Raw genomic sequence first — 21,725 nt, forward strand, 5'->3', positions numbered from 1 at the left:
CGAACGGTGCGCTCCCTCCCCCGCCTGCGGGGGAGGGTTGGGGAGAGGGTGTCTCCGCTGGCAAGACTCCCCAAGAGGAAAGAACCCTCACCCGGCGCTGCGCGCCGACCTCTCCCGCAAGCGGGAGAGGCGCGTCTCCCGCGGCCGCACCGCTCGCCTCAAGTTCACTTTGCTTCGCTGGAACACCATGCCCCCGCGCCTGAAGCTGCGAGAGATCGCCTTGTTCGAACGTCCCGTGCATTTCGCGCGGCCGTTCCGCTTTGGCGCGGTGACCGTCAACGCGACGCCGCAGCTGTTCGTGCGGGTCGAGATCGAAGTCGAAGGGAAAGGCACTGCGGTTGGTGCCAGCGCCGAGATGATGGTGCCGAAATGGTTCGACAAGCGGCCAGAGCTGTCGCCGGCGCAGACGGTCGACGGCTTGCGGCGGTCGCTTCAGATCGCGCGCGGACTGTATCTGGCACAGACAGGATTTCTGACGGCGTTCGATCGGCACGCCGGATGCGTTGGCGCGCAGGTCGCGGCCTGTGCCAAAGAGAGTATCCCGGCGCTAGCAGCCGCCTTTGGTCCTGCGGAAATCGACAAGGCGATCCTCGATGCGCTGCTGCGTGGCGTGGAGACAAATTTCTTCGATGGCATGGCCAGCAACATCGCCGGCATCGATGCACGGTTGTCACCCGACCTTGATGAGGGCGATATCGAGCGATTTCTTGTTCTCGCCCACCAGCACAGATCGGAACGCGTTGCGATCCGCCACACCGTCGGCCTCGACGACAAGGTCGAGGGAGATGGCGGCGTGGCCGATCCCAAGCAAAATGCCGGCGCGCGCTATTTCAAGCTCAAGCTCGGTGGTGATCCGGAGGCGGACGCCGCGCGACTAATCCGGATTGGCAGCCAGCTTGCGATGTTGCCGCACCATTACAGCGTCACGCTCGACGGAAATGAGCAATACGCCGACTTGAGCGCCCTTGACGCGCTGGTCGATCGACTGGAGCGCGATAGCGCGCTCGAACCCATCATAGGCAGCTTACAATATATCGAGCAGCCGCTGCCGCGCGATATCACTCAGCGAACACCGCTTGGCGCTCTCCGTCGTCGCGACTTCATCATCGACGAGGCCGACGATTCTTATGACGCTTGGCCGACAGCTTACAAGCTGGGCTATAGCGGCGTCTCCTCGAAGTCCTGTAAGGGCCTCTACAAGTCGATCGTGAATGCCGCCCGGATGATCGCGCGCGATATGGACAGAGCCGAGTGTTTCATGACCGGCGAAGACCTGACCTGCCAGCCGGGGCTCGCTCTGCAACAGGATCTGGCGCTTGGCGCGCTGCTCTGCCTCGAACACGCCGAGCGCAACGGCCATCACTATGTCGACGGCTTCGGCGAGGCGCCGGCCGCCGAAGCGCAGGCCTTCGCCGCCGCGCATCCCGATCTCTACGCCGATGCCGGGCAGGGCATTCGCCTTTCCATTCGCGACGGCGATCTCCTGACGGGATCACTCGCCACACCGGGCTTTGCGACGTCGGTCCATCCGAACTGGTCGGCGCTTCGCCCGCTCGAACAGCCAACATCACCCTGGGAGCAATTGGCATGACCATGCAACGCCTCGGCCTCATCATGAACGGCGTCACCGGGCGCATGGGGCTCAACCAGCATCTGATCCGCTCGATCGTCGCGATCCGCGACCAGGGCGGCGTCAAGCTGAAGAACGGCGATCGCGTGATGCCCGATCCGATCCTGGTCGGCCGCAGCGTCGACAAGGTCGAGCGGCTGGCCAAACAGTTCAACGTCAAGCGCTGGACCACCGATCTCGATGCGGCGCTCGCCGACGAGAACAACAGCGTGTTCTTCGACGCCGCGACCACGCAGGCCCGGCCGAACCTGCTGACCCGCGCCATCAATGCCGGCAAGCACGTCTATTGCGAGAAGCCGATCGCGACCAATTTCGAGGAAGCCGTCGAGGTGGTGCGGCTCGCCAACGCGAAGGGCGTCAAGCACGGCACGGTGCAGGACAAGCTGTTCCTGCCGGGATTGAAGAAGCTCGCTTTCCTGCGCGATTCCGGATTCTTCGGCCGCATACTCTCGGTGCGCGGCGAGTTCGGCTATTGGGTGTTCGAAGGCGGCTGGCAGGAGGCGCAGCGGCCATCCTGGAACTATCGCAATGAGGATGGCGGCGGCATCATTCTCGACATGGTCTGCCACTGGCGCTACGTGCTCGACAATCTCTTTGGCGACGTCGAGAGCGTGGTCTGCATCGGCAACACCGACATCCCCGAGCGCTATGACGAGCAGGGACAGCAGTACAAGGCGACCGCCGACGACTCCGCCTACGCCACTTTCCAGCTCAAGGGCGGCATCATCGCCCATATCAATATGTCCTGGGTGACGCGCGTCTATCGCGATGATCTCGTCACCTTCCAGGTCGACGGCACGCTTGGTTCTGCCGTGGCGGGCCTCTCCGACTGCATGATCCAGGCGCGGCAGGCGACGCCCCGGCCGGTGTGGAATCCCGACGAGAAGCGGCTGCACGATTTCTACGGCGACTGGCAGAAGCTGCCGGACAATGTCTCCTACGACAACGGCTTCAAGGAGCAGTGGGAGATGTACATCCGGCACGTCTGCGAGGATGCGCCGTACAAGTTCACGTTGCTCGAAGGCGCCAAGGGCGTACAACTCGCCGAGTGTGCGCTGAAGAGCTGGAAGGAGCGGCGCTGGATCGACGTCGCGCCGATCAAACTCTGAGGAGGGAGCCATGAACAAGCCCATCCCGCCAATGTCGTCATTGTCGCTCAAGCTGCCCAAGGCGGATCGCTCGATCGAGACCTATCGGCTCACCGCCTCGCGCAGCTTTCCCGCAAAGCTCGAGGGCACGCTGAACCGGATTGCGTTCTCGGCCGCGCACATGGTGGCCGATCCGCTCGCCGACAACGATCCCTGGCTCTCGGCTGCCATCGATTGGGACAAGACCATTGCCTTCCGAGAGCACGTCTGGGATCTCGGCCTTGGTGTTGCCGAAGCCATGGACACCGCCCAGCGCGGCATGGGGCTGGATTGGCCGACCTCGCTGGAATTGATCACGCGCTCGGTCACGGCCGCAAAGCGACGCAACGCGCTGGTGTTCTCGGGGGCGGGCACCGATCACCTCGCGGTCGAGGATGCCAAGGGCCTCGACGATGTGATCCGCGCCTATGAGGAACAGATTGCGGCGGTCGAGAAGGTCGGCGGCCGCATCATCCTGATGGCGTCGCGGGCGCTGGCAAAACTCGGCCGCAATGCCGACGACTACGCCAAGGTCTATGACCGCGTGCTGTCGCAGGTCCGCGAGCCCGTGATCATCCACTGGCTTGGCGACATGTTCGATCCGGCCCTGACGGGCTATTGGGGCACCAGGGATCTGGACAATGCGATGGACACCGCCGTCGCGATCATCAACGGCAATGCGGCCAAGGTCGATGGCGTCAAAGTCTCGCTGCTCGACAAGCAGCGCGAAATCGACATGCGCCGACGCCTGGACAAGCGCATCAAGATGTATACCGGCGATGACTTCAACTATGCGGAGCTGATCGTCGGCGACGCGCAAGGTTTTTCGCACGCACTGCTCGGCATCTTCGATGCCATCGCGCCGGCGGCCTCCTATGCGCTGACGCGGCTGGCAGCGGGCGATGAGGCCGGCTTCCACGATGTGCTGGGACCGACCGTCCCACTGTCCCGCCACATCTTCAAGGCGCCGACGCGGTTCTACAAGACGGGTGTGGTGTTCATGGCGTACCTGAATGGTCACCAGGATCATTTCACCATGGTCGGCGGCCAGGAAAGCGCGCGCTCGACGCTGCATCTGGCCGAGTTGTTCCGCCTCGCCGATCAGGCCGGCTTGCTCGCCAACCCCGAGCTTGCGACCCAGCGGATGAAGACCGTGATGGCCTCGCACGGAATCGAAGCCTGATGCGCGATTTCTCGTCCGACCATCGCTGGCTGTCGCTGAATACGGCAACCGTCCGCAAGCAGGGTGATCTCCTTCAGATCATCGACGCCTGTGCCAGGCACGGCATCCGCGCCATCGATCCCTGGCGCGACCAGGTGGCGGCCGTCGGGCTCGATCGCGCGGTTCGCGCGGTGCGCGACGCCGGGCTCGAGCTCTCAGGCTATTGCCGCGGCGGCATGTTCACGTCTGACGCCACGCGCCGCACCGAGGTGCGGGACGACAATCGCCGCTGTGTCGATGAGGCCAAGGCGCTCGGCGCCTCCTGCATCGTGCTGGTCGTCGGCGGCCTGCCGCAATATTCGCGGCCGGGCAGCGGGGCCTCGAAAGATATCGTCGCAGCGCGTGCGCAGGTCGAGGATGCTCTCGCTGAAATGCTCGATTATGCCAGGCAGGCAAAACTGCCGCTTGCGATCGAGCCCCTGCATCCGGCCTATGCCGCGGACCGCGCCTGCGTGAACACGACGAAGCAGGCGCTCGACATCTGCGATCGGCTCGATCCTGATAGCAGCGGCATGCTCGGCGTCGCGCTCGATGTCTATCACATCTGGTGGGATCCGGAGTTGATGACCCAAATCGCGCGCGCGGGCAAAGATCGCCTGCTGGCGTTCCACGTTTGCGACTGGCTGGTGCCGACCAAGGACATCCTCAACGACCGCGGCATGATGGGCGACGGCGTCATCGACATCAAATCGACGCGCGCCGCGGTCGAGGCGCAAGGCTATGCCGGCTATTCCGAGATCGAGATATTCTCCAACGACTGGTGGGAGAAGCCGATCGACGAGGTGCTGCGCACCTGCATCGCTCGGCATCGGAGCGTGGTTTAGGATCGGTACTCAGGCAACGCGGTGGTCGTCACTGGCTTGCTGTCCGGGGCAGCGTGTTGAAGCGTGCCTTCTGCTCGCTGCTGAGCGTCGCATAGAATTCGTCCAAGGCGGGCAGTACCCCATTGGCCGCTTCCAGCATGGCTTGGAGTCGTATCTGCATGGCTTCGAGGCGCCCGACCGGTGTCAGCGGCACTTGATCCGGGCAGGCTGCCTGGAGTGCTTGAACCGCCTGTTTGGTCGCATCGCTCAGGCGGTCGAGTGCTTCCTTTTGCTTGCCAGCCGGCTGTACCGCTGCATCGATCCGTTCGATCGGCAACTGCGTCAGGCTGGATTTCGGATCGCCGCAGCTATCGGGCTGAGCATTTGCCTCCTGCTGCTGGGGCTGCTGTTGCGAGCGCTCGCCGATATTGGGACCGAGCGCATTGAAGCGCGCCTGCTGTTCGTCGCTGAGCGAGCCATAGAACTTCTCGAGCGCCGGCCTCACGATCTTCACCGCCTCGAGCGTGGCGCTGAGGCGGTTCGTCATCGCGCGCAGGCGGCCGGGTGGCGTCAGCGCATAGGAATCATTGCAGGATTGCTTGAATGCATCGGCAGCCCGTCTGGCCGCGGCCTTCAAGTCGTCGAGCAGGCTGCGCTGCTCAGGCGTCGGCCGGACCGCCTGCGTGATCGAGGCGAACGGCCAGGCGGTCACGCCCTTGTCCGGCGCGTCACACAATTGCCGTAGCGCCCGCGGGCTTACGCTCGAGCTCCGCCGCGCGCGGTAGCTGCCACCGGTTTGCGGGTAGTCATACGGGTTGGTGCTGGCATAGGCCGAATAGGCGCCATCGCCGCCCCAGAACACGGTGTCGACGAAGTCGTCGTAGGCATAGGCCCAATAGCCGGGCTCGTACGCGTAGGACCAGAACGTGTAGTCAAAAATGTCGGAATAGGCGTACGGCCAGAACACCGGCCCCAGCCACGCCACGAATACCGCAGGATGGCGGTGCCGCCATGCCTGTCGGGGAGCCCAGCCGCTCTCGCGGGTGATGAGCGCCGCCCGGCTTTGCGCAGTAGCCTGCTCGCGGAAGCGCTCCGCAAATCGCCCGCGCCCGGCGGCCAGCACAGCGGCGGCAGTGGCGGCTCGCCCAACTGCGGCGGGCTCAGGTCCCAATCGCTGCAGGCGCGCCTGATCGCGCTGCTGCATGCCCTGCTCGCGCTGGAGCAGGCGGTTCTGTGTCCGCAGCATCCGCTCCTGTGCATGTTGCGCCCGCAGGCCTTCCGGCTTCTGCGACTGCAATTGCTGCACGCGCTGTTGCAGCCGATCGATGCGGGTCTGCCGTTCCGTGCCCTGACGTGTAAGCATCTCGCGCTGCCGCTGCTGCACCATTTGCTGGCGCTGCTGGATCTGCTGTTGATGCTGTTGCGCGCGCTGTTCTCTCTGCTCCTGTCGCGACGGCCGCGCGCTCACGGTCGGTGGCGTGCTTGGGCGTGAGGGGGCGGCGATATTCGGTGTCGGCCGTGGTGCCATGGCCGGACGTTGTGGTGCCGCCACGTGCGGGGCCGCTCGCGGCGGCGGCGCAGCGATGTGTGGGGTTGGACGCGGCGGGGGTGAGGCGAAGCGAGGCGCAGGGTGCGGCGCCATCGCGGGTCGCTGCGGCATGGCCGGTGGATGGAACGCCGGTGCGGCGGGACGCGCCATGGCTGGCGGCGCCGCCGGGCGGGCCATCGCAGGTGGCGCGGCCGGACGCGCAGCCGGTGCCGGTGGTCCACCCCTTCCGCGGTGGTCCTGAGCGGACGCGCTGAGGCTCGCCGCGATCATCGAGACACCAACCAAAAACGCCGAAAGGCAAGTGCCACGCGGAAGCATGATCGCAACTCCACGCTCGTCCCGGTCGCCCACAACCGTTCAACGCGCAGGTGGCGAAATCGTTCGTTGTCGACAGCCGCCGGCCTTGCGGTCTTCCGACGCAGGCAGCTTCAGGAGAAATCCTGCGTGAGGGTGGTGGCGAACCGCTCCAGCGCCCAGTCGACCTGATCACTGGTGATCACCAGCGGTGGGGCGATGCGGATCGTATACTCATGGGTATCCTTGGCGAGGATGCCCTTTGCCTGCAACGCCTCGCAGTAGCGGCGTGCGCGGCCGGCCTCAGGATGCAACTCGACCGCCAGCATCAGCCCGCGCCCGCGCGCCTCGCGGATCGTGTTGGCGCGGATGTCCTTCAAGCCCTCCAGAAACCGCGCACCCTGCTTGGCCGCGTTCTCGATCATTCCTTCCTCGACCAGCACGCGCATCGCCGCGCGCGCGACCGCACAGGCGAGCGGGTTGCCGCCGAAGGTCGAGCCGTGCTGCCCGGGCCTGAACGTGCCGAGCACCTCCTTGTTCGAAAGCACCGCCGACACCGGATAGAAGCCGCCGGACAACGCCTTGCCGAGCAGCGTCACGTCCGCCTCGATCCCCTCGTGCTGTTCGGCGAGCAACTTGCCGGTGCGGCCGAGCCCAGTCTGGATCTCGTCGAGCACCAGCATCACATTACTGGCGGTGCAGAGCTCGCGCACCTCTGTGAAATAGCCGGCAGGAGGAATGATGACGCCGGCTTCGCCCTGGATCGGCTCGACCAGGAAGGCGACGGTGTTTGGCGTGATCGCTGCCTCCAGTGCCGCGGCGTCGCCGAACGGGATGACCTTGAAGCCCGGTGCGAACGGCCCAAAGTGCTTGCGGGTCTCAATGTCCGTTGAAAAGCCGACGACGCCCAGCGTGCGTCCGTGGAAATTGTTGCTGCAGACGATGATCTCGGCCTGGCCATCCGGCACGCCCTTCACCTCGTAGCCCCATTTGCGCACCGACTTGATCGCGCTTTCGACCGCCTCGGCGCCGCTGTTCATCGGCAACACCTTGTGGGAGCCGGTCAGCGCGGCGATCTCTTCGTAGAACGGGGCGAGTTGGTCGTTGTGGAAGGCGCGTGAGGTCAGCGTCAGCCTGTGCGCCTGTTCCACCATCGCCGCCAGGATCTTGGGGTGACAGTGGCCCTGGCTCACCGCCGAATAGGCGGAGAGGCAATCGAGATAACGGTTGCCTTCGGTATCCCAGACCCAAACACCTTCGCCGCGCGACAGCACGACCCCGATCGGCTCATAGTTGTAGGTGCCAAGGCGCGCTTCCGTTGCCAGGAAATCAGTGACCGACAGGTTCATGCTTGTCACTCCAGCTCGTCTGCCTGAAGCAGTCTAACCGATATTGCGCGAGTCGTTCAAAAATCCGCGAACGGCGCGGCCGCCTTACTCCTTGTCGCGGTGTTCGAGTTCCAGCGTCACCAGCCTCGCCAGCAGGGTCGCGGGATAGAGCTGTCCGAATATGGCTTCGAGATTGCAAAGGCTGCGAACGATTGGATGCACGGGCGAGACGTCGCCGTAGCCGGTCGTCGTCATCGTCGCGAAGCTGAAATAGATCACCTGGCTCGCTAGCGCCGGACTATCTGCCACTTTCATGCCGGAAAATGCTTCCGGCACCAGCGATCCGACGAAGGTGAAAAGGGCTGCGAAGATCACGGCGACCGTGAGGTAGAGCAGTACGGCACCGACGACGCGATGATAGTTGATGCGTCCGGGCCCGAAGGTCGCCCGCGCCACCGCCCAGGCCATGGTGACACCGACGATGAACCATGAGCCGGCGAAGAGGTTGAGGTCCAGCAGCGAGGGCGAGTGGAATCGCAGGACGGCGCCGGTGATGATCATGGCGAGCGCGAGCAGCATGGCCCCAACCGCGATCGGACTCCCCGAGATGATGAAGATGCCGCAAACGAGCAGAAGGGCGAGCACGAGCTCGGACACCTGGAAGGCGAAGATCCCGAGTGCCTGGAGCGGTGCAACGACGAACATCATGACGACGAGGAGTCCCGTCAGCGCCGTCAAGAGGGGATCGGCCCAGCGCTTACGCACGCTCTCGATGCTCATGTGAGTCCTCGCATCAGCCGATCGAGCACGGCACGCGCAGAAATCCGCGGAAGCGGACGCGTCCGCCGCGAAGCGGTTGGCCGCTCAAGGCATAGTTCGGGAAGCGCGCCAGGAAGCGCGAGATCGCGATCGCGCCTTCCAGCCGCGCCAGTGCCATGCCGGCGCACTGATGCGCGCCAGTGGCGAAGGCGAGATGCCGGTTCGGCGTGCGCGCGATGTCGAAGGCTTCAGGATCAGGAAATTGTGCGGGGTCGCGGTTCGCAGCGCCAATGCACAGCGTGATCGAGGTGCCGGCTGACAGCATCACGCCGCCGAGCTCGACCGGCTCGGTGGTCATGCGGTTGCCAAGCTGGTTCGAGCTCTCATAGCGCAGCATCTCCTCGACCGCCGTCTTGATCAGGTCGCCGTTCTGGATCAGCCGCTGCTTCTGGTCCGGATGGCGGTCGAGTGCCACGAGGCCATTGCCGATCAGATTGGTGGTCGTCTCATGGCCGGCATTGAGCAGGAAGATGCAATTGTGCAGCAGCTCGGTCTCGGTCAGCCGTTCGCCATTATCCTCGCCGCCACCTTCTCCTTGGATCAGGCGCGTCAGCACGTCGCGCTCGGGATTGCCGGGCTTCCGGCGGCGCCGTGCGACGAGCGTCGTGAGATAGCCGAGGAAATCCTTCACCGCCTGATTGCCGCGCGCAAAGGCGTCGGGCGAGACCACGGGCTCGAGCGCGCCCAAAATCGCCAGCGACCAGTCGCGCAGCGGCTCGCGCTCATCATGAGGCACGTCGAGCAAATTGCCGATCACCTCCACGGGAATGGCTGAGGCGAAGTCGCCGATCAGCTCGCAGTCGCCCTTCGCCGCGATCGCATCGAGCAGCTTGTCGACGAGTGCAATCAGATCGCCCTCCATGCTGGCGATCGCGCGCGGCGACAGCGCGCCCATGATCAGGCGCCGCACGCGGGTGTGCGCGGGCGGATCGTTGAAGACGAGGCTCGTGGTGTGGTGCTCGTAGAGCAGGGAGGCGCCGTACTTCGGTGCAAACTCCTTCTTCTTGTCCGAGCTGAACGATCTGGTGTTCTTGTAGGTAGTGACGAGATCGTCATAGCGCGTCAGGAACACCGTGCCGTTCGGCAGGCGCTTGACCGGCTCGTTCTCCCGCAGTGCACGATAGGTCGGATAGGGGTTGTCGTAGAATTCAGGCGTCAGCCTCTCCAGGTCGAAGCTCGCCGCCAGCTCTCTCGCCTGTGCGTTCATCCCGCTATACTCACCGGTTAAAGCCGATATGCCGTTATTGTTCTTCGAACGACGCATGCGTCCGTCTAGACTTCTTCCGACTTGCTAGCCGACTGGACACCAAAATGCACGCGCGCACTGATGCTGATGCCCCGCCGTCATGGCCTGACGAGATCTTTGCGGTCCTGGAGCGCTTCGAAGTCCGGCAGGTGCCTTATGTGCCCGATGCCGGACACTCCCAGCTCATCAAGCGCGTGCTCGCATCCTCCGCCATGCGCGGCATTCCGCTGACGACCGAGGAGGAGGGCGTGGCACTGCTCGCCGGCGCCTGGGCCGGCGGACAGCGCGGCGTGCTGCTGATGCAGTCGAGCGGGGTCGGCAATTGCATCAACATGCTGTCGCTGATCCCGATCCTGCGCTTCCCGTTCCTCACCCTAGTGACGATGCGCGGCGAATGGGGCGAGTTCAATCCCTGGCAGGTGCCGATGGGATCGACCACGCAGGGCGTGTTCGAGCTCTCCGGCGTCCATGTGCTGCGTGCATCGCATGCCGCCGAAGTGCCGGCCGTGTTGGAGGCCGCCGCAGCGCAGGCCTACAACGCGTTGACGCCGACCGCCGTTCTCCTGTCGCAGCGCCTGATCGGCGCCAAGGTTTTCACCAAATGAGCAAGACCAATCTCCTCGATCGCCGTCGGGTCGTCGCCGCGCTGCTTGCGAACCGCAAGGATGTGGTCGCGATCGGTGGCTTAGGGGCCTCGACGAACGACATCACGGCCGCGGGTGATCATGCGCGCAACTTCTATCTCTGGGGCGGCATGGGCGGCGCTGCGATGATCGGCCTGGGGCTGGCGCTGGCCCTGCCGAAACTGCCGGTGCTGGTGATCACCGGCGACGGCGAGATGCTGATGGGGATGGGCAGCCTTGCCACCATCGGCCTGCAAAAGCCCGCCAACCTCTCGATCGTGGTGCTGGACAACGAGCGCTATGGCGAGACCGGCGGCCAGACCAGCCACACCTCGGCCGTCGCCGATCTCGTCGGGGTTGCCAAGGCCTGCGGCATCCCCGACAGCCGGGCAATCTCCACCATGGCCGAGGTCGAGGCCTTCGCCGCGTCCGTCCATGACGTGTCGGCCGGACCCCGCTTTGCCAATGTGAAGATCGACAGCGCCGAGCTGACCCGGATTTTGCCCACGCGCGACGGCACCTACATCGTCAACCGGCTGCGCGGCGACCTCGGGTTCCCGCCGATCTAGCCCCATTTTTGGTTGCACCGCAGCATCCCCCTTGACTTTTGCGTGGGTGAGTGCTTACTCACTCTCATGAGCTCATTGCGTATGACGAGCGACCTGAGGAGGCAACTCATCCTCGGTGCCGCTAAACGTTGTTTTGCCCGTCACGGGTATACCGGCACCACGACCAAGAGCGTGGCGGCCGCCGCTGCCATTTCCGAGGCGCTGCTGTTCAAGCATTTCCCCTCCAAGGCGGCGCTTTATGCCGAGATCCTGAGCGAGGAGTGCGAAGCTGATCCGGCGCTGACGGAGCTTCTGGAGCGGGAGCCGTCGACGGCCACTTTGGTTGAGCTGATCCGTGGCATGGTCGAGCACTTCATCCAGATCGCCAACGGCCCCGACCAGGAGGAGGCGCAGCGCCTGCGGCTGATGGTTACGAGCCATCTGGATGATGGCGAGTTCGCCCGCCTGCTCTATGCCAAGATCGAGCATCTGATCGGAGCGGTCTTCGTTGCGTCGCTGGAGCGCGCGGTCGCAGCCGGCGATGCGAGGCCCTGCGCAACGGATCCGCTCAACCTGTTCTGGTTCGCGCATCACGTCGTGATGACGGCTGCGCTGACCAGGCTGCCGGCCGCGCCATGCCTCGCTTACGGCAATGCGGACGATCTGGAGCGGCAGCTCTGTGAATTTCTCCTGAGAGGTATCGGACTTAACGACGCCGCAATTGCTTCGCATCTGGGCCGCGCTTCGGCGCCGGGTGCAGGCGCAACGACGATTGCAGAAAGTGCATGACATGAACATCGTGGCTGAACACAAGATATCGGGCGAACCGATCGACAAGGCGCCCAAGCGCCCGGTCAAGCCGGTGCGCTGGTTCATCATCGTCGGCTTGCTGCTCGGCGCACTCGTCGGCGGCCTCGTCTGGTTCAACTCGTTCCGCGGCCAGATGATCAAGCAGTTCTTCGCCAACAACAAGCCGCCGCCGGTGAGCGTGACCGCGGCCGAGGCGAAGTCCGAGCTGGTGCCGAACCTGTTGACCGCGGTCGGCGAGCTCGCCGCCGTGCATCAGGTCAACGTCACCGCCGACGTCAACGGCCGTGTCACCGAGATCAAGTTCGAGCCGGGCGCGCATGTCGAGCAAGGCACGCAGCTGCTGCAACTGTTCGACGCGCCAGAGCAGGGCGACCTCGCCAACTTCAAGGCGCAGGCGACGGTCGCGCAGCTCTCGCTCGACCGCGCCAAGCAGCTCGCCTTGCGCCAGTTCGGTCCGCAGGCGACCGTCGACCAGGCGCAGGCGACCTACGACCAGGCGCAGGCAGGCATCGCCAAGACCGAGGCGCTGATCTCGCAGAAGCTGGTGCGGGCGCCGTTCTCCGGCGATCTCGGCGTGCGCAAGGTCGAGGTCGGCCAGTATCTCACCGCGGGCACCGCGATCGTCTCGCTGACCGATCTCTCCGAGCTGTGGGCCAACTTCACGGTGACGGAGAAGGACTCCGGCAACCTCAAGGTCGGCCAGGTCGTGCGGCTGAAGGTCGATGCCTATCCGGGCCGCGTCTTCGAGGGCAAGATCACGACCATCGAACCACAGATCGCTTCCGACACCCGCAACATCCGCGTTCAGGCGACGATTGCCAACCCGGAGAAGATCCTCAAGCCGGGCATGTTCGTGACCACCACCGTCGTACTGCCTGATAAGCCGCCGGTGATGACCGTTCCGGAGACGGCGGTCGATTACACGCTCTATGGCGATTCCGTGTTCGTGATCACGGAGAAGCAGGGGGAGGACGGCAAGACCAGCCTGAGCGCGGTGCGCACCTTCGTGCAGACCGGCAACCGGGTCAATGGACGCGCTGAGATTCTCAAGGGTCTGAAGCCGGGCGACAAGGTCGTCGCTGTCGGCCAGCTCAAGCTGCAATCGGGTGCGGCGGTGTCGATCTCGACAGATCCGGCACCGGCCATTCCCGCGCAACCGCCGCGCTACTGAGTAGCGCGCTCGCGTGATCCGGCCTGACGCCGGATCACGCCACTCAAGCAAAACGAATTCGAGATCGCCGCGATGGCCCTTACCGATATCTTCATCAAGCGACCGGTCCTGTCGGTCGTCGTCAGCCTGCTGATCCTCCTGATCGGCCTGCGCGCGGCGATGGTGCTGCCGATCCGGCAATATCCAAAGCTGTCGAACACGGTCGTCAACGTCACAACCGTCTATCCCGGCGCGTCCGCCGACCTGATCCAGGGTTTCATCACGACGCCAATCGAGCAGGCCGTCGCCTCGGCGGAGGGCGTCGACTACATCACGTCGTCGTCCGTGCAGGGTACCTCGACGATCCAGGTCTACATCAAGCTGAACTTCGACCCGAACCAGGCGCTCACCGAGGTGCTCGCCAAGGTGAACTCGGTCAAATATCTGATCCCGAAGGAATCCAACGACCCGATCGTCACCAAGACGACGGGCCAGACCACGGCCGTGATGTATATCGGCTTCTCCTCTGAGGAGTTGTCGGGCTCGGCAATCTCCGACTATCTGACGCGCGTCGTGCAGCCGGTGCTGTCGACCGTCGACGGCGTGGCGTCCGCCGACATCCTCGGCGGCCAGACCTTTGCGATGCGGTTGTGGCTCGATCCCGTGAAGATGGCCGGCCGCAACGTGTCGCCGGGCGACGTCGCGGCTGCGATCACCGCCAACAACTTCCAGTCCGCGGCGGGCCAGACCAAGGGCTACCTCATCGTCTCGAACATCTCGACGAACACGGGCCTGACCGACGTCAACCAGTTCAAGAAGTTGATCGTCAAGGCCAAGGACGGCGGCTTCGTGCGGATGGAGGACATCGCAACCGTCGAGCTTGCCGCCCAGAGCACGGATGCTAGCGTCGCCTTCAACGGCGAGCACGCGATCTTCATCGGCGTGAACGCAACGCCGCAGGGCAACCCGCTGACCCTTGTGAAGGGCGTGCGCGCGCTGTTCCCCGAGCTCGAGCGCAATCTGCCGCCGTCGATGAAGATGAAGGTCGCCTACGACTCGACCAAGTTCATCCAGTCCTCGATCGACGAGGTCGAGAAGACGCTGGGCGAAGCCGTGATCATCGTCATCGTGGTGATCTTCCTGTTCCTGGCTTCATTCCGCTCGGTCATCATCCCGGTCGTCACCATTCCGCTCTCGATGATCGGCGTGTGTACGCTGATGTTGGCGCTCGGCTTCAGCTTCAACCTCCTGACGTTGCTCGCGATGGTGCTCGCGATCGGTCTCGTGGTCGACGATGCCATCGTGGTGGTGGAGAACATCCACCGCCATCTGGAGGAGGGCAAGACGCCGGTTCAGTCGGCGCTGCAAGGCGCGCGCGAGATCGTCGGTCCCGTCATCTCCATGACCATCACGCTCGCCGCAGTGTACGCCCCGATCGGCTTCCTCGGCGGCCTGACCGGCTCGCTGTTCCGCGAGTTCGCCTTCACGCTGGCAGGCTCGGTGATCGTGTCCGGCGTAATCGCGCTGACGCTGTCGCCGATGATGTGCTCGGTGCTGCTGAAGAACACCGAAGAGGGCCGCTTCGCCAAGCTCGTGAACAAGGTGTTCGGCGCCGTGACGCGCTGGTACGGCCGCAGGCTCGACCGCTCGCTCGACTACAAGGCGGTGACCGGTCTCTTTGCGGTGACGATCCTCGGCCTGGTCGGTTTCCTCTACATGCACACCTCGAAGGAGCTCGCGCCGGAGGAAGACCAGGGTATCGTGTTCGCGGTGATCAAGGCGCCGAAATACGCCAACATCGACTATCTCGATTTCTACGGCGAGAAGCTCGACAAGAAGTTTCAAAGCTTCTCCGAGACCGATCTGCGCTTCGCGCTGAACGGCATCAACGGTCCGCAGAACGGCATCGCCGGCATGCTGCTGAAGCCCTGGGATGAGCGCACGCGCTCGTCGATCAAGCTGAAGCCGCTGGTGCAGGCCGAGCTCTCCAAGATCGAGGGCGTGCAGGCTTTCGCCTTCAACCTGCCGCCGCTGCCGGGCGGGCCGGGCGGCCTGCCTGTGCAGATGGTCATCAACTCGACGGCCGGATTCCAGGCCGTCTATGAGCAGATGGAGAAGCTGAAGGACGCCGCGCGCAAGAGCGGCATGTTCATCGTCTCCGACAGCGACCTCGCCTACAACCAGCCGACCGTGAAGGTCAGAGTCGATCGCACCAAGGCCCAGGACCTCGGCGTCAACATGCAGAACGTCGGCGGCGCGCTCGCGGTGCTGCTCGGCGGCAACTACATCAACCGCTTCAACCTGGAGGGACGTTCCTATCAGGTGATCCCGCAGGTCCCGCGCGAGAAGCGACTCTCGCCGGAGTCGCTCGACGGCTACTACGTCACGACCAACAACGGCCAGCAGCTGCCGCTGTCGACGGTGGTGTCGATCGAGACCTCGACCGAACCGAATGCGCTGACGCACTATAATCAGCTGAACTCGGCGACCTTCTCGGCCGTGCCGATGCCCGGCGTGACCGTTGGCGCTGCGGTCGACTTCCTCGAAGGCGAGGCCAAGAAGCTGCCGCAAGGCTTCAGCCACGACTACCTCGCCGACAGCAGGCAGTATGTGCAGGAAGGCAATCAGCTCGCGATCACCTTCGGCTTCGCGCTGATCATCATCTTCCTGGTGCTGGCGGCGCAGTTCGAGAGTTTGCGCGATCCGCTCGTCATCATGATTTCGGTGCCGATGGCGATCGTCGGCGCGCTGATCCCGCTGTTCTTCGGCGCGGCGACGATGAACATCTACACCCAGGTCGGCCTGCTGACGCTTGTTGGCCTGATCACCAAGCACGGCATCCTGATGGTGGAGTTCGCCAACGAGCTGCAGATCAACGAACGGCTCGATCGCCGCTCGGCGATCGAAATGTCGGCCCGCATCCGTCTGCGTCCGATCCTGATGACCACGGCCGCGATGGTCACCGGCCTGATCCCGCTGCTGACCGCGACCGGCGCCGGCGCCGCCAGCCGCTTCTCGATCGGCCTCGTGGTCGTGGCCGGCATGTCGATCGGCACGCTGTTCACGCTGTTCGTGCTGCCGGCAGTCTATGTCGTGCTCGCGACCGATCACCGCGCCAAGACCGAATCCGATCGGACCAAGCAGATCGAGGCGCTGGATGTGGGACCCGGCGCGCTGCGGCCGACCTGAGGCTCGTTCCATCGAAGCTGCAAAGCGGCAATGGCCATCGCCATTGCCGCTTTTTTCTTGTCCCGTGGTAGACTTGCGCGGCGCGCTGTTGCGCCAGAGCAGGGAAGGCATGATGAGGCGGCGCGTATTCCTCGGAGGGCTCGGCTGCGTTTCGCTGTTGTGGCCGGGCTCGGTGGCGGCTCAGGACGGCAGGACCTACCATCTCGGCACGCTGACGCCGATCACGCCGATTACGGAGACGAGTCCGGGCGGCAAGATCCTGATCAGGACACTTGGCGAGCGTGGGTTCAGCCTCGGTCGGAATCTGACGCTTGAGGCGCGAGGTGCGGCTGGCGATGTCGCGAAGCTCCCCGCGCTGGTGGCCGAGCTCAGGTCCAGGAGTGTCGATGCCATTGTGATCATCGGTTATCCGACTGCGATGGCCGCCAAGGCGGCGGGAGTTCCTACGGTCGCGGCCAGCGGCGTCGGCGATCCCGTCGAGACCCGGCTCATCGAGAGCCTCGCCCATCCCGGCGGCAACATCACCGGCATTTCGGACGTCGCTGCAACACTCAGTGCCAAGCGATTGACGTTGCTGAAGGAGATGTCGCCGAAACTGAGCAAGGTCGCCATGCTCTGGAACAAGGACGACCTCGGCATGACCATGCGCTATCAGGCATCGGCGAAGGCCGCCCAGGCGCTTGGGCTGACCGTGCAGGCGCTCGGCGTCCGCGAACCCGACGATTTCGACGAAGCTTTCGCGGTGATGAACGGCGATTTGCCGGACGGCATCCTGATGGTGGCGGACGCGCTCACCATTCTCAACCGCAAGCGGGTGTTCGAGTTCGCTGCCGTACGGAAGCTGCCGGCGATCTACGAAAATGCTGACCTTGCCCGCGACGGCGGGCTGATGTCCTACGGACCGGACGTGTCGGAATCCTTCGAGCGGGCAGCATCGCTGGTCGCCCGCATTTTCAACGGTGCGAACCCCGGCGATCTGCCGTTCGAGCAGCCAACTCGCTATCCCCTTGTGCTCAATCTCAAAACGGCGAAGGCGGCCGGACTCGAGATTCCACCGACCTTGCTGGCGCTCGCCGACGAGGTCATCGAGTAACCTTGTGCACTGCGGCAAGAGACAAGCTCCGGCCTTCTTGCTAGGCTTGGCGGGATGAGCATTTCCCTCCATCCCGACACGCCGCAGGGCCGGTCGCTGCCTGGCAGCGCAGCGGCGGGCGATGCCGCTTCCGGGGAGGGCCCGCGGCCCGGGATCCGGAGCCGGCTGTTCACCAAATATGTCGGGCTGTTCGTGGCCGTGGTGGGCGTTGCGCTGCTCGCCAACGGCCTCTTCGAGGTGTTCTTCTATTACCGTGAGCACAAGACCGCGCTGATCCGGGTCCAGCGCGAGCAGGCCGAGGCGGCCGCCGCCAAGATCGGCCAGTTCGTCAAGGAGATCGAGAGCCAGCTTGGCTGGACCACGCAACTGCCGTGGTCGGCCGGCTCGATCGAGCAGCGCCGCTTCGATGCGCTGCGGCTTCTGCGCCAGGTTCCGGCCATCACCGAACTCGCCCAGGTCGATTCGACCGGCAAGGAGCGCTTGCGCGTCTCGCGCCTGGCGATGGACGTCGTCGATAGCGGGATCGATGTCTCCACGGATGCGAAATTCACCGAGGCCGTCGCCCACAAGGTTTATTATGGGCCGGTCTATTTCCGGCGGGAGTCCGAGCCCTACATGACGCTGGCGCTGGCCGGTACGCGCAAGGACGCCGGCGTCAGCATCGCGGAAGTTAATCTCAAGCTGATCTGGGACGTGGTCTCGCAGATCAAGGTCGGCGAGCACGGCCACGCCTATGTGGTGGGTTCGCAGGGCCGGCTGATCGCGCATCCCGACATCAGCCTCGTGCTGCGCAATACCGACATGTCCAGGCTCGAGCAGGTGCGCGCCGCGCAGGCCGGCGGCGGGACCATGCCCGACTCGTTGCAGGAGGCGACGAATATCCAGGGACAGAAGGTGCTGACCGCGTCCGCGCCGATCGCGCCGCTGGGCTGGACCATGTTCGTGGAGCTTCCGGTCGAGGAGGCCTATGCCTCGCTCTATGCTTCCCTGCAACGTCTCGCCATCGTGCTGCTCGCAGCATCCATCTTCGCGGTGCTCGCAGGGATTTTCCTGGCGCGGCGCATGGTCGGTCCGATCCAGGCCCTGCGCACCGGCGCCGAGCGTATCGGCGGCGGCGACTTCTCGCAGCGCATCTCGATCAAGACTGGCGACGAGTTGGAGGGGCTCGCCAACCAGTTCAACGACATGGGCGCGCGGCTCCAGGAGTCTTACGCGGATTTGGAAAAGAAGGTCGAGCAGCGCACGGCAGAACTGAGCGAATCTCTTCAGCAGCAGACGGCAACGTCGGAGGTTCTGGAGACGATCAGTTCGTCCGCCGGCGAACTGCAGCCGGTCTTCAACAAGATGTTGGAGAATGCAACGCGGGTCTGCGGTGCAAGCTTTGGCGTCATGGACCTCTGGGACGGAGAGCGATACAATCTGGTATCGGATTACAATCTGCCCCCGGAATTTGCGGCCAGGCGGCAGCCCACGATTGCTCCGCATCCCGAGAGCGGCCTTGCCGAGGTCGCGAGGACGCATCAGGTTGCCCAGGTCCTCGACGTTCGCGAAGGCGCTGCCTATCGTGCCGGATCCGAGATGGCTGTCTTGCTTGCCGATGTCGGGGGTGCGCGCACGACGCTCATGGTACCGCTGTTGCGGGAGAACGATCTGGTCGGCGTGATAACGATCTTTCGTCGGGAGGTTCGCGCGTTCACCGACAAGCAGATCGCGTTGGTGGAGAATTTTGCCAATCAGGCGGTCATTGCGATCGAGAACGCGCGATTGCTCAAGCAGCTTCGTGAGCGCACCAAGGAGCTCTCGCAGTCCCTCGACGAGTTGCGCACCGCGCAGGACCGCCTGATCCAGACCGAGAAGCTTGCTTCGCTGGGCCAGCTCACCGCCGGCATCGCCCACGAGATCAAGAACCCGCTCAACTTCGTCAACAATTTCTCCTCGGTGTCGACGGAGTTGATCGACGAGCTCAACGAGGTGCTGCAAGGAGCCGGCCTCGACGACAAGACCAAGGAGGAGGTCGCCGAGCTCACCCACATGCTCAAGGGTAATCTCGAGAAAGTGGTACAGCACGGCAAGCGCGCCGATTCCATCGTCAAGAACATGCTGCTGCATTCGCGCGAGGGCTCGGGCGAGCGGCGGCCGGCGGACATCAACGCGCTCGTCGAGGAGAGCCTCAATCTTGCCTATCACGGCGCGCGTGCCGAAAAGCCGGGCTTCAACATCACGCTCAAGCGCGACCTCGATCCGGCCGCCGGCATGCTCGACATCTATCCGCAGGAGATCACCCGCGTCTTCCTCAACCTGATCTCGAACGGCTTCTATGCCGCGACCAAGCGCAAGGAGAGCGAGGGCGGCGCGTTCGAGCCGACGCTGAGCGCGTCAACCAGGAATCTCGGCGACAACGTCGAGATCAGGATCCGCGACAACGGCACCGGCATCCCGCCCGAGGTGAAGGAGAAAATGTTCAATCCCTTCTTCACCACCAAGCCGGCCGGTGAGGGAACCGGGCTTGGCCTGTCCATGAGTCACGACATCGTGGTGAAACAGCATGGCGGCACGGTCGACGTAAATACTGAGCCGGGTGCATTCACTGAATTCATCATTACGCTGCCGCGCATGCTGGCGGCGCAAGGCAATACCGGAGGCAGGACTTGAACGTCTATATCCTTGTCGTCGACGACGAGCCCGACGTTGAGGCGCTGTTTCGTCAGCAGTTCCGGCGCGACCTGCGCGCGGGCCGTTTCCAGATGGAGTTTGCACCGTCCGCGCCGGTGGCGATCGAGCGCGCCGTCGCGGTGCGCGATCCCTCGCTGATCCTGATTCTGTCGGACATCAACATGCCCGGCATGAGCGGGCTCGACATGCTGCCGAAGGTGCGCGCGGAACGTCCGGATGTGCCGGTGATCATGATCACGGCCTACGGCGATGCGGAAACACGGCGCAAGGCGATCGAGCGCGGCGCGGTCGGACTTCTGACCAAGCCGATCGATTTTGCGGTGCTGCGGCAGGAGATCGACACCAGGCTCGAGCAAGCGGCATGACATCCACGATTCTCGTTGTCGATGATGAGCCCGACCTGGAGGCGCTGGTCCTCCAGAAGTTTCGCAGGCAGATTCGCGAAGGGCTCGTCAGCTTCATGTTCGCCCATGATGGCGTCGAGGCGTTGCAGTCGATCGAGCTGAATCCGCATGTCGATCTGGTGGTGTCCGACATCAACATGCCGCGGATGGACGGGCTGTCGCTGCTCCAGAAGCTCCAGGAGGCCGAGGATAAGAAGTCGACCATCATCGTCTCGGCCTATGGCGACATGAGCAATATCCGCACCGCGATGAACCGCGGCGCCTTCGACTTCCTGACCAAGCCGATCGATTTCGCGGATCTGGAGACCACGATCCAGAAGACCATCCGCCACGTCGAGACGCTGCGCGAGGCGCGGCGCCGGCAGCTGGAAGCCGAGCGCGCCCATGCTTCGCTGTCGCGCTATTTCTCGCCCGAGATCGCCAAGCGTCTGGCGGCGGCGAGCGGCGAGAGCGACGGTATGGAGGTGCAGTGGCGCGACGTCGCGACCATTTTCACCGACATCACCGGCTTCACCACGCTGGTCGAGAGTGCGGCGCCGGAAACGCTGGGCGAGCTTCTCAACGCGTACGTCGGCGGGATGACCGACATCGTGTTCCAGCACGAAGGCACCGTTGCGAAGATCATCGGCGACGCCATCCAGGTGCTGTTCAACGCCCCCGGGGATCAACCCGATTTTGCGACGCGTGCGGTCGCCTGCGCCCACGATCTCGACATATGGGCCGAAGGCTTTCGCCAGCGCTGGAAGGACAAGGGCGTCAATTTCGGCACGACACGCATCGGCGTCCATGCCGGGCCCGCGCTGGTCGGCAATTTCGGCGGCAGCCGCTTCTTCGACTACACCGCCTATGGCGACACCATCAACACCGCGGCGCGGCTGGAAGCCGCCAACAAGCATCTGGGTACGCGCATCTGTGTCAGCGCCAGCGTTGCCAAGGGCGCTGCGAATTTCCAGGGGCGGCCGGTGGGCGACCTCATGCTGCGCGGCCGCAGCGAGCCGCTGCGCGCGTTCGAGCCGCTCCCGCCGGCACGATTCGAAACACCTTTGACGACGCAATACTCCGAAGCCTTCGCCAAGCTGGAAGCCGGTGACATCGCGGCCATGCCGGCCTTCGCCGCGCTGGTCGGCATGCACGCCGACGATGCGCTGGCCGGCTTCCACCTCAAGCGCCTGCTCAACGGCGCCAAGGGTGTTCGCATGCAACTGGAATAGGGATTC

The 21,725-nt window shown here is 64.3% G+C and carries 18 protein-coding genes; 14 read left to right on the plus strand and 4 right to left on the minus strand.

All coding sequences use genetic code 11. The annotated features are described in order from the left end of the window. Positions 1-187 precede the first annotated feature (187 nt). Genes QQL28_RS16820 through QQL28_RS16835 form a run of 4 tightly spaced genes read left to right on the plus strand, consistent with a single transcriptional unit; the run spans position 188 to position 4,803 of the window. Positions 188-1,591: an enolase-like domain-containing protein gene (locus QQL28_RS16820; RefSeq protein WP_284267167.1), complete on the plus strand. Its 1,404-nt coding sequence runs from the start codon at positions 188-190 to the stop codon at positions 1,589-1,591. Further along, positions 1,588-2,739, plus strand: a complete 1,152-nt coding sequence (locus QQL28_RS16825) for a Gfo/Idh/MocA family protein (protein WP_284267168.1) — start codon at positions 1,588-1,590, stop codon at positions 2,737-2,739. The genes QQL28_RS16820 and QQL28_RS16825 overlap by 4 nt, the downstream gene beginning before the upstream one ends. 10 nt (positions 2,740-2,749) lie before the next feature. After that, positions 2,750-3,940 (plus strand): dihydrodipicolinate synthase family protein, encoded by a 1,191-nt coding sequence (locus QQL28_RS16830; RefSeq protein ID WP_284267169.1) that lies wholly within the window; start codon positions 2,750-2,752, stop codon positions 3,938-3,940. Then, positions 3,940-4,803 carry a sugar phosphate isomerase/epimerase family protein gene (locus QQL28_RS16835; protein WP_284267170.1) on the plus strand — a complete coding sequence of 288 codons (864 nt, stop codon included), beginning with the start codon at positions 3,940-3,942 and terminating at the stop codon, positions 4,801-4,803. Before QQL28_RS16830 ends, QQL28_RS16835 begins: the two co-directional genes overlap by 1 nt. 28 nt (positions 4,804-4,831) lie before the next feature. Here the strand turns inward: QQL28_RS16835 and QQL28_RS16840 are convergent, their stop codons facing one another. Then, entirely contained in the window at positions 4,832-6,250 is a 1,419-nt protein-coding gene (locus QQL28_RS16840; protein WP_284267171.1) for a Spy/CpxP family protein refolding chaperone, read from the minus strand. A 140-nt stretch (positions 6,251-6,390) separates the two neighbouring features. Between QQL28_RS16840 and QQL28_RS16845 the strand changes: the two genes are divergently transcribed. Next, positions 6,391-6,585, plus strand: a complete 195-nt coding sequence (locus QQL28_RS16845; protein WP_284267172.1) for a hypothetical protein — start codon at positions 6,391-6,393, stop codon at positions 6,583-6,585. 174 nt (positions 6,586-6,759) lie between these two features. On the opposite strand, the gene rocD is transcribed toward QQL28_RS16845, so the two are convergent. From rocD to QQL28_RS16860, 3 genes are all read right to left on the minus strand, one after another. Continuing rightward, positions 6,760-7,974, minus strand: coding sequence for an ornithine--oxo-acid transaminase (gene rocD, locus QQL28_RS16850; RefSeq protein ID WP_284267173.1), 1,215 nt, complete (start codon positions 7,972-7,974; stop codon positions 6,760-6,762). A gap of 84 nt (positions 7,975-8,058) precedes the next feature. Beyond that, positions 8,059-8,733 carry a potassium channel family protein gene (locus tag QQL28_RS16855; RefSeq protein ID WP_284267174.1) on the minus strand — a complete coding sequence of 225 codons (675 nt, stop codon included), beginning with the start codon at positions 8,731-8,733 and terminating at the stop codon, positions 8,059-8,061. Between the two features lie 13 nt (positions 8,734-8,746). After that, positions 8,747-9,979: a cytochrome P450 gene (locus QQL28_RS16860; protein WP_284267175.1), complete on the minus strand. Its 1,233-nt coding sequence runs from the start codon at positions 9,977-9,979 to the stop codon at positions 8,747-8,749. Positions 9,980-10,083: 104 nt separating this feature from the next. Between QQL28_RS16860 and QQL28_RS16865 the strand changes: the two genes are divergently transcribed. The 9 genes from QQL28_RS16865 (at position 10,084) to QQL28_RS16905 (ending at position 21,719) form a co-directional block, all read left to right on the plus strand. After that, on the plus strand, positions 10,084-10,623 hold the full coding sequence (locus QQL28_RS16865) for a phosphonopyruvate decarboxylase (RefSeq protein ID WP_284267176.1): 540 nt from the start codon (positions 10,084-10,086) through the stop codon (positions 10,621-10,623). Beyond that, on the plus strand, positions 10,620-11,210 hold the full coding sequence (locus QQL28_RS16870; protein WP_284267177.1) for a thiamine pyrophosphate-dependent enzyme: 591 nt from the start codon (positions 10,620-10,622) through the stop codon (positions 11,208-11,210). The genes QQL28_RS16865 and QQL28_RS16870 overlap by 4 nt, the downstream gene beginning before the upstream one ends. A 66-nt stretch (positions 11,211-11,276) precedes the next feature. Next, on the plus strand, positions 11,277-11,978 hold the full coding sequence (locus tag QQL28_RS16875; protein WP_284267178.1) for a TetR/AcrR family transcriptional regulator: 702 nt from the start codon (positions 11,277-11,279) through the stop codon (positions 11,976-11,978). 1 nt (position 11,979) lies between these two features. Next, on the plus strand, positions 11,980-13,170 hold the full coding sequence (locus QQL28_RS16880) for an efflux RND transporter periplasmic adaptor subunit (RefSeq protein ID WP_284267179.1): 1,191 nt from the start codon (positions 11,980-11,982) through the stop codon (positions 13,168-13,170). 72 nt (positions 13,171-13,242) lie between these two features. Next, positions 13,243-16,338, plus strand: a complete 3,096-nt coding sequence (locus QQL28_RS16885; protein WP_284267180.1) for a MexW/MexI family multidrug efflux RND transporter permease subunit — start codon at positions 13,243-13,245, stop codon at positions 16,336-16,338. A 112-nt stretch (positions 16,339-16,450) separates the two neighbouring features. Beyond that, complete coding sequence (locus tag QQL28_RS16890; RefSeq protein ID WP_284267181.1) at positions 16,451-17,431, plus strand: ABC transporter substrate-binding protein; 981 nt, start codon at positions 16,451-16,453, stop codon at positions 17,429-17,431. 54 nt (positions 17,432-17,485) lie between these two features. Further along, positions 17,486-20,083 (plus strand): ATP-binding protein, encoded by a 2,598-nt coding sequence (locus tag QQL28_RS16895; RefSeq protein ID WP_284267182.1) that lies wholly within the window; start codon positions 17,486-17,488, stop codon positions 20,081-20,083. Beyond that, entirely contained in the window at positions 20,080-20,469 is a 390-nt protein-coding gene (locus QQL28_RS16900) for a response regulator (protein WP_284267183.1), read from the plus strand. Before QQL28_RS16895 ends, QQL28_RS16900 begins: the two co-directional genes overlap by 4 nt. After that, on the plus strand, positions 20,466-21,719 hold the full coding sequence (locus QQL28_RS16905) for an adenylate/guanylate cyclase domain-containing protein (protein ID WP_284267184.1): 1,254 nt from the start codon (positions 20,466-20,468) through the stop codon (positions 21,717-21,719). The genes QQL28_RS16900 and QQL28_RS16905 overlap by 4 nt, the downstream gene beginning before the upstream one ends. The last annotated feature ends 6 nt before the right edge of the window (positions 21,720-21,725 follow it).

The sequence above is a fragment of the Bradyrhizobium iriomotense genome (assembly GCF_030160715.1).
In the GTDB taxonomy this organism is placed as follows: domain Bacteria; phylum Pseudomonadota; class Alphaproteobacteria; order Rhizobiales; family Xanthobacteraceae; genus Bradyrhizobium; species Bradyrhizobium iriomotense.

Excerpts from the sequence above, each read along its gene's own strand:
- QQL28_RS16870 (WP_284267177.1), top strand. The coding sequence starts at position 10,620 with ATGAGCAAGACCAATCTCCTCGATCGCCGTCGGGTCGTCGCCGCGCTG.
- QQL28_RS16835 (WP_284267170.1), top strand. The coding sequence starts at position 3,940 with ATGCGCGATTTCTCGTCCGACCATCGCTGGCTGTCGCTGAATACGGCA.
- QQL28_RS16890 (WP_284267181.1), top strand. The coding sequence starts at position 16,451 with ATGAGGCGGCGCGTATTCCTCGGAGGGCTCGGCTGCGTTTCGCTGTTG.
- QQL28_RS16825 (WP_284267168.1), top strand. The coding sequence starts at position 1,588 with ATGACCATGCAACGCCTCGGCCTCATCATGAACGGCGTCACCGGGCGC.
- QQL28_RS16860 (WP_284267175.1), bottom strand. The coding sequence starts at position 9,979 with ATGAACGCACAGGCGAGAGAGCTGGCGGCGAGCTTCGACCTGGAGAGG.
- QQL28_RS16820 (WP_284267167.1), top strand. The coding sequence starts at position 188 with ATGCCCCCGCGCCTGAAGCTGCGAGAGATCGCCTTGTTCGAACGTCCC.
- QQL28_RS16880 (WP_284267179.1), top strand. The coding sequence starts at position 11,980 with ATGAACATCGTGGCTGAACACAAGATATCGGGCGAACCGATCGACAAG.
- QQL28_RS16895 (WP_284267182.1), top strand. The coding sequence starts at position 17,486 with ATGAGCATTTCCCTCCATCCCGACACGCCGCAGGGCCGGTCGCTGCCT.
- QQL28_RS16865 (WP_284267176.1), top strand. The coding sequence starts at position 10,084 with ATGCACGCGCGCACTGATGCTGATGCCCCGCCGTCATGGCCTGACGAG.
- QQL28_RS16855 (WP_284267174.1), bottom strand. The coding sequence starts at position 8,733 with ATGAGCATCGAGAGCGTGCGTAAGCGCTGGGCCGATCCCCTCTTGACG.
- rocD (WP_284267173.1), bottom strand. The coding sequence starts at position 7,974 with ATGAACCTGTCGGTCACTGATTTCCTGGCAACGGAAGCGCGCCTTGGC.
- QQL28_RS16830 (WP_284267169.1), top strand. The coding sequence starts at position 2,750 with ATGAACAAGCCCATCCCGCCAATGTCGTCATTGTCGCTCAAGCTGCCC.
- QQL28_RS16885 (WP_284267180.1), top strand. The coding sequence starts at position 13,243 with ATGGCCCTTACCGATATCTTCATCAAGCGACCGGTCCTGTCGGTCGTC.
- QQL28_RS16905 (WP_284267184.1), top strand. The coding sequence starts at position 20,466 with ATGACATCCACGATTCTCGTTGTCGATGATGAGCCCGACCTGGAGGCG.
- QQL28_RS16875 (WP_284267178.1), top strand. The coding sequence starts at position 11,277 with ATGAGCTCATTGCGTATGACGAGCGACCTGAGGAGGCAACTCATCCTC.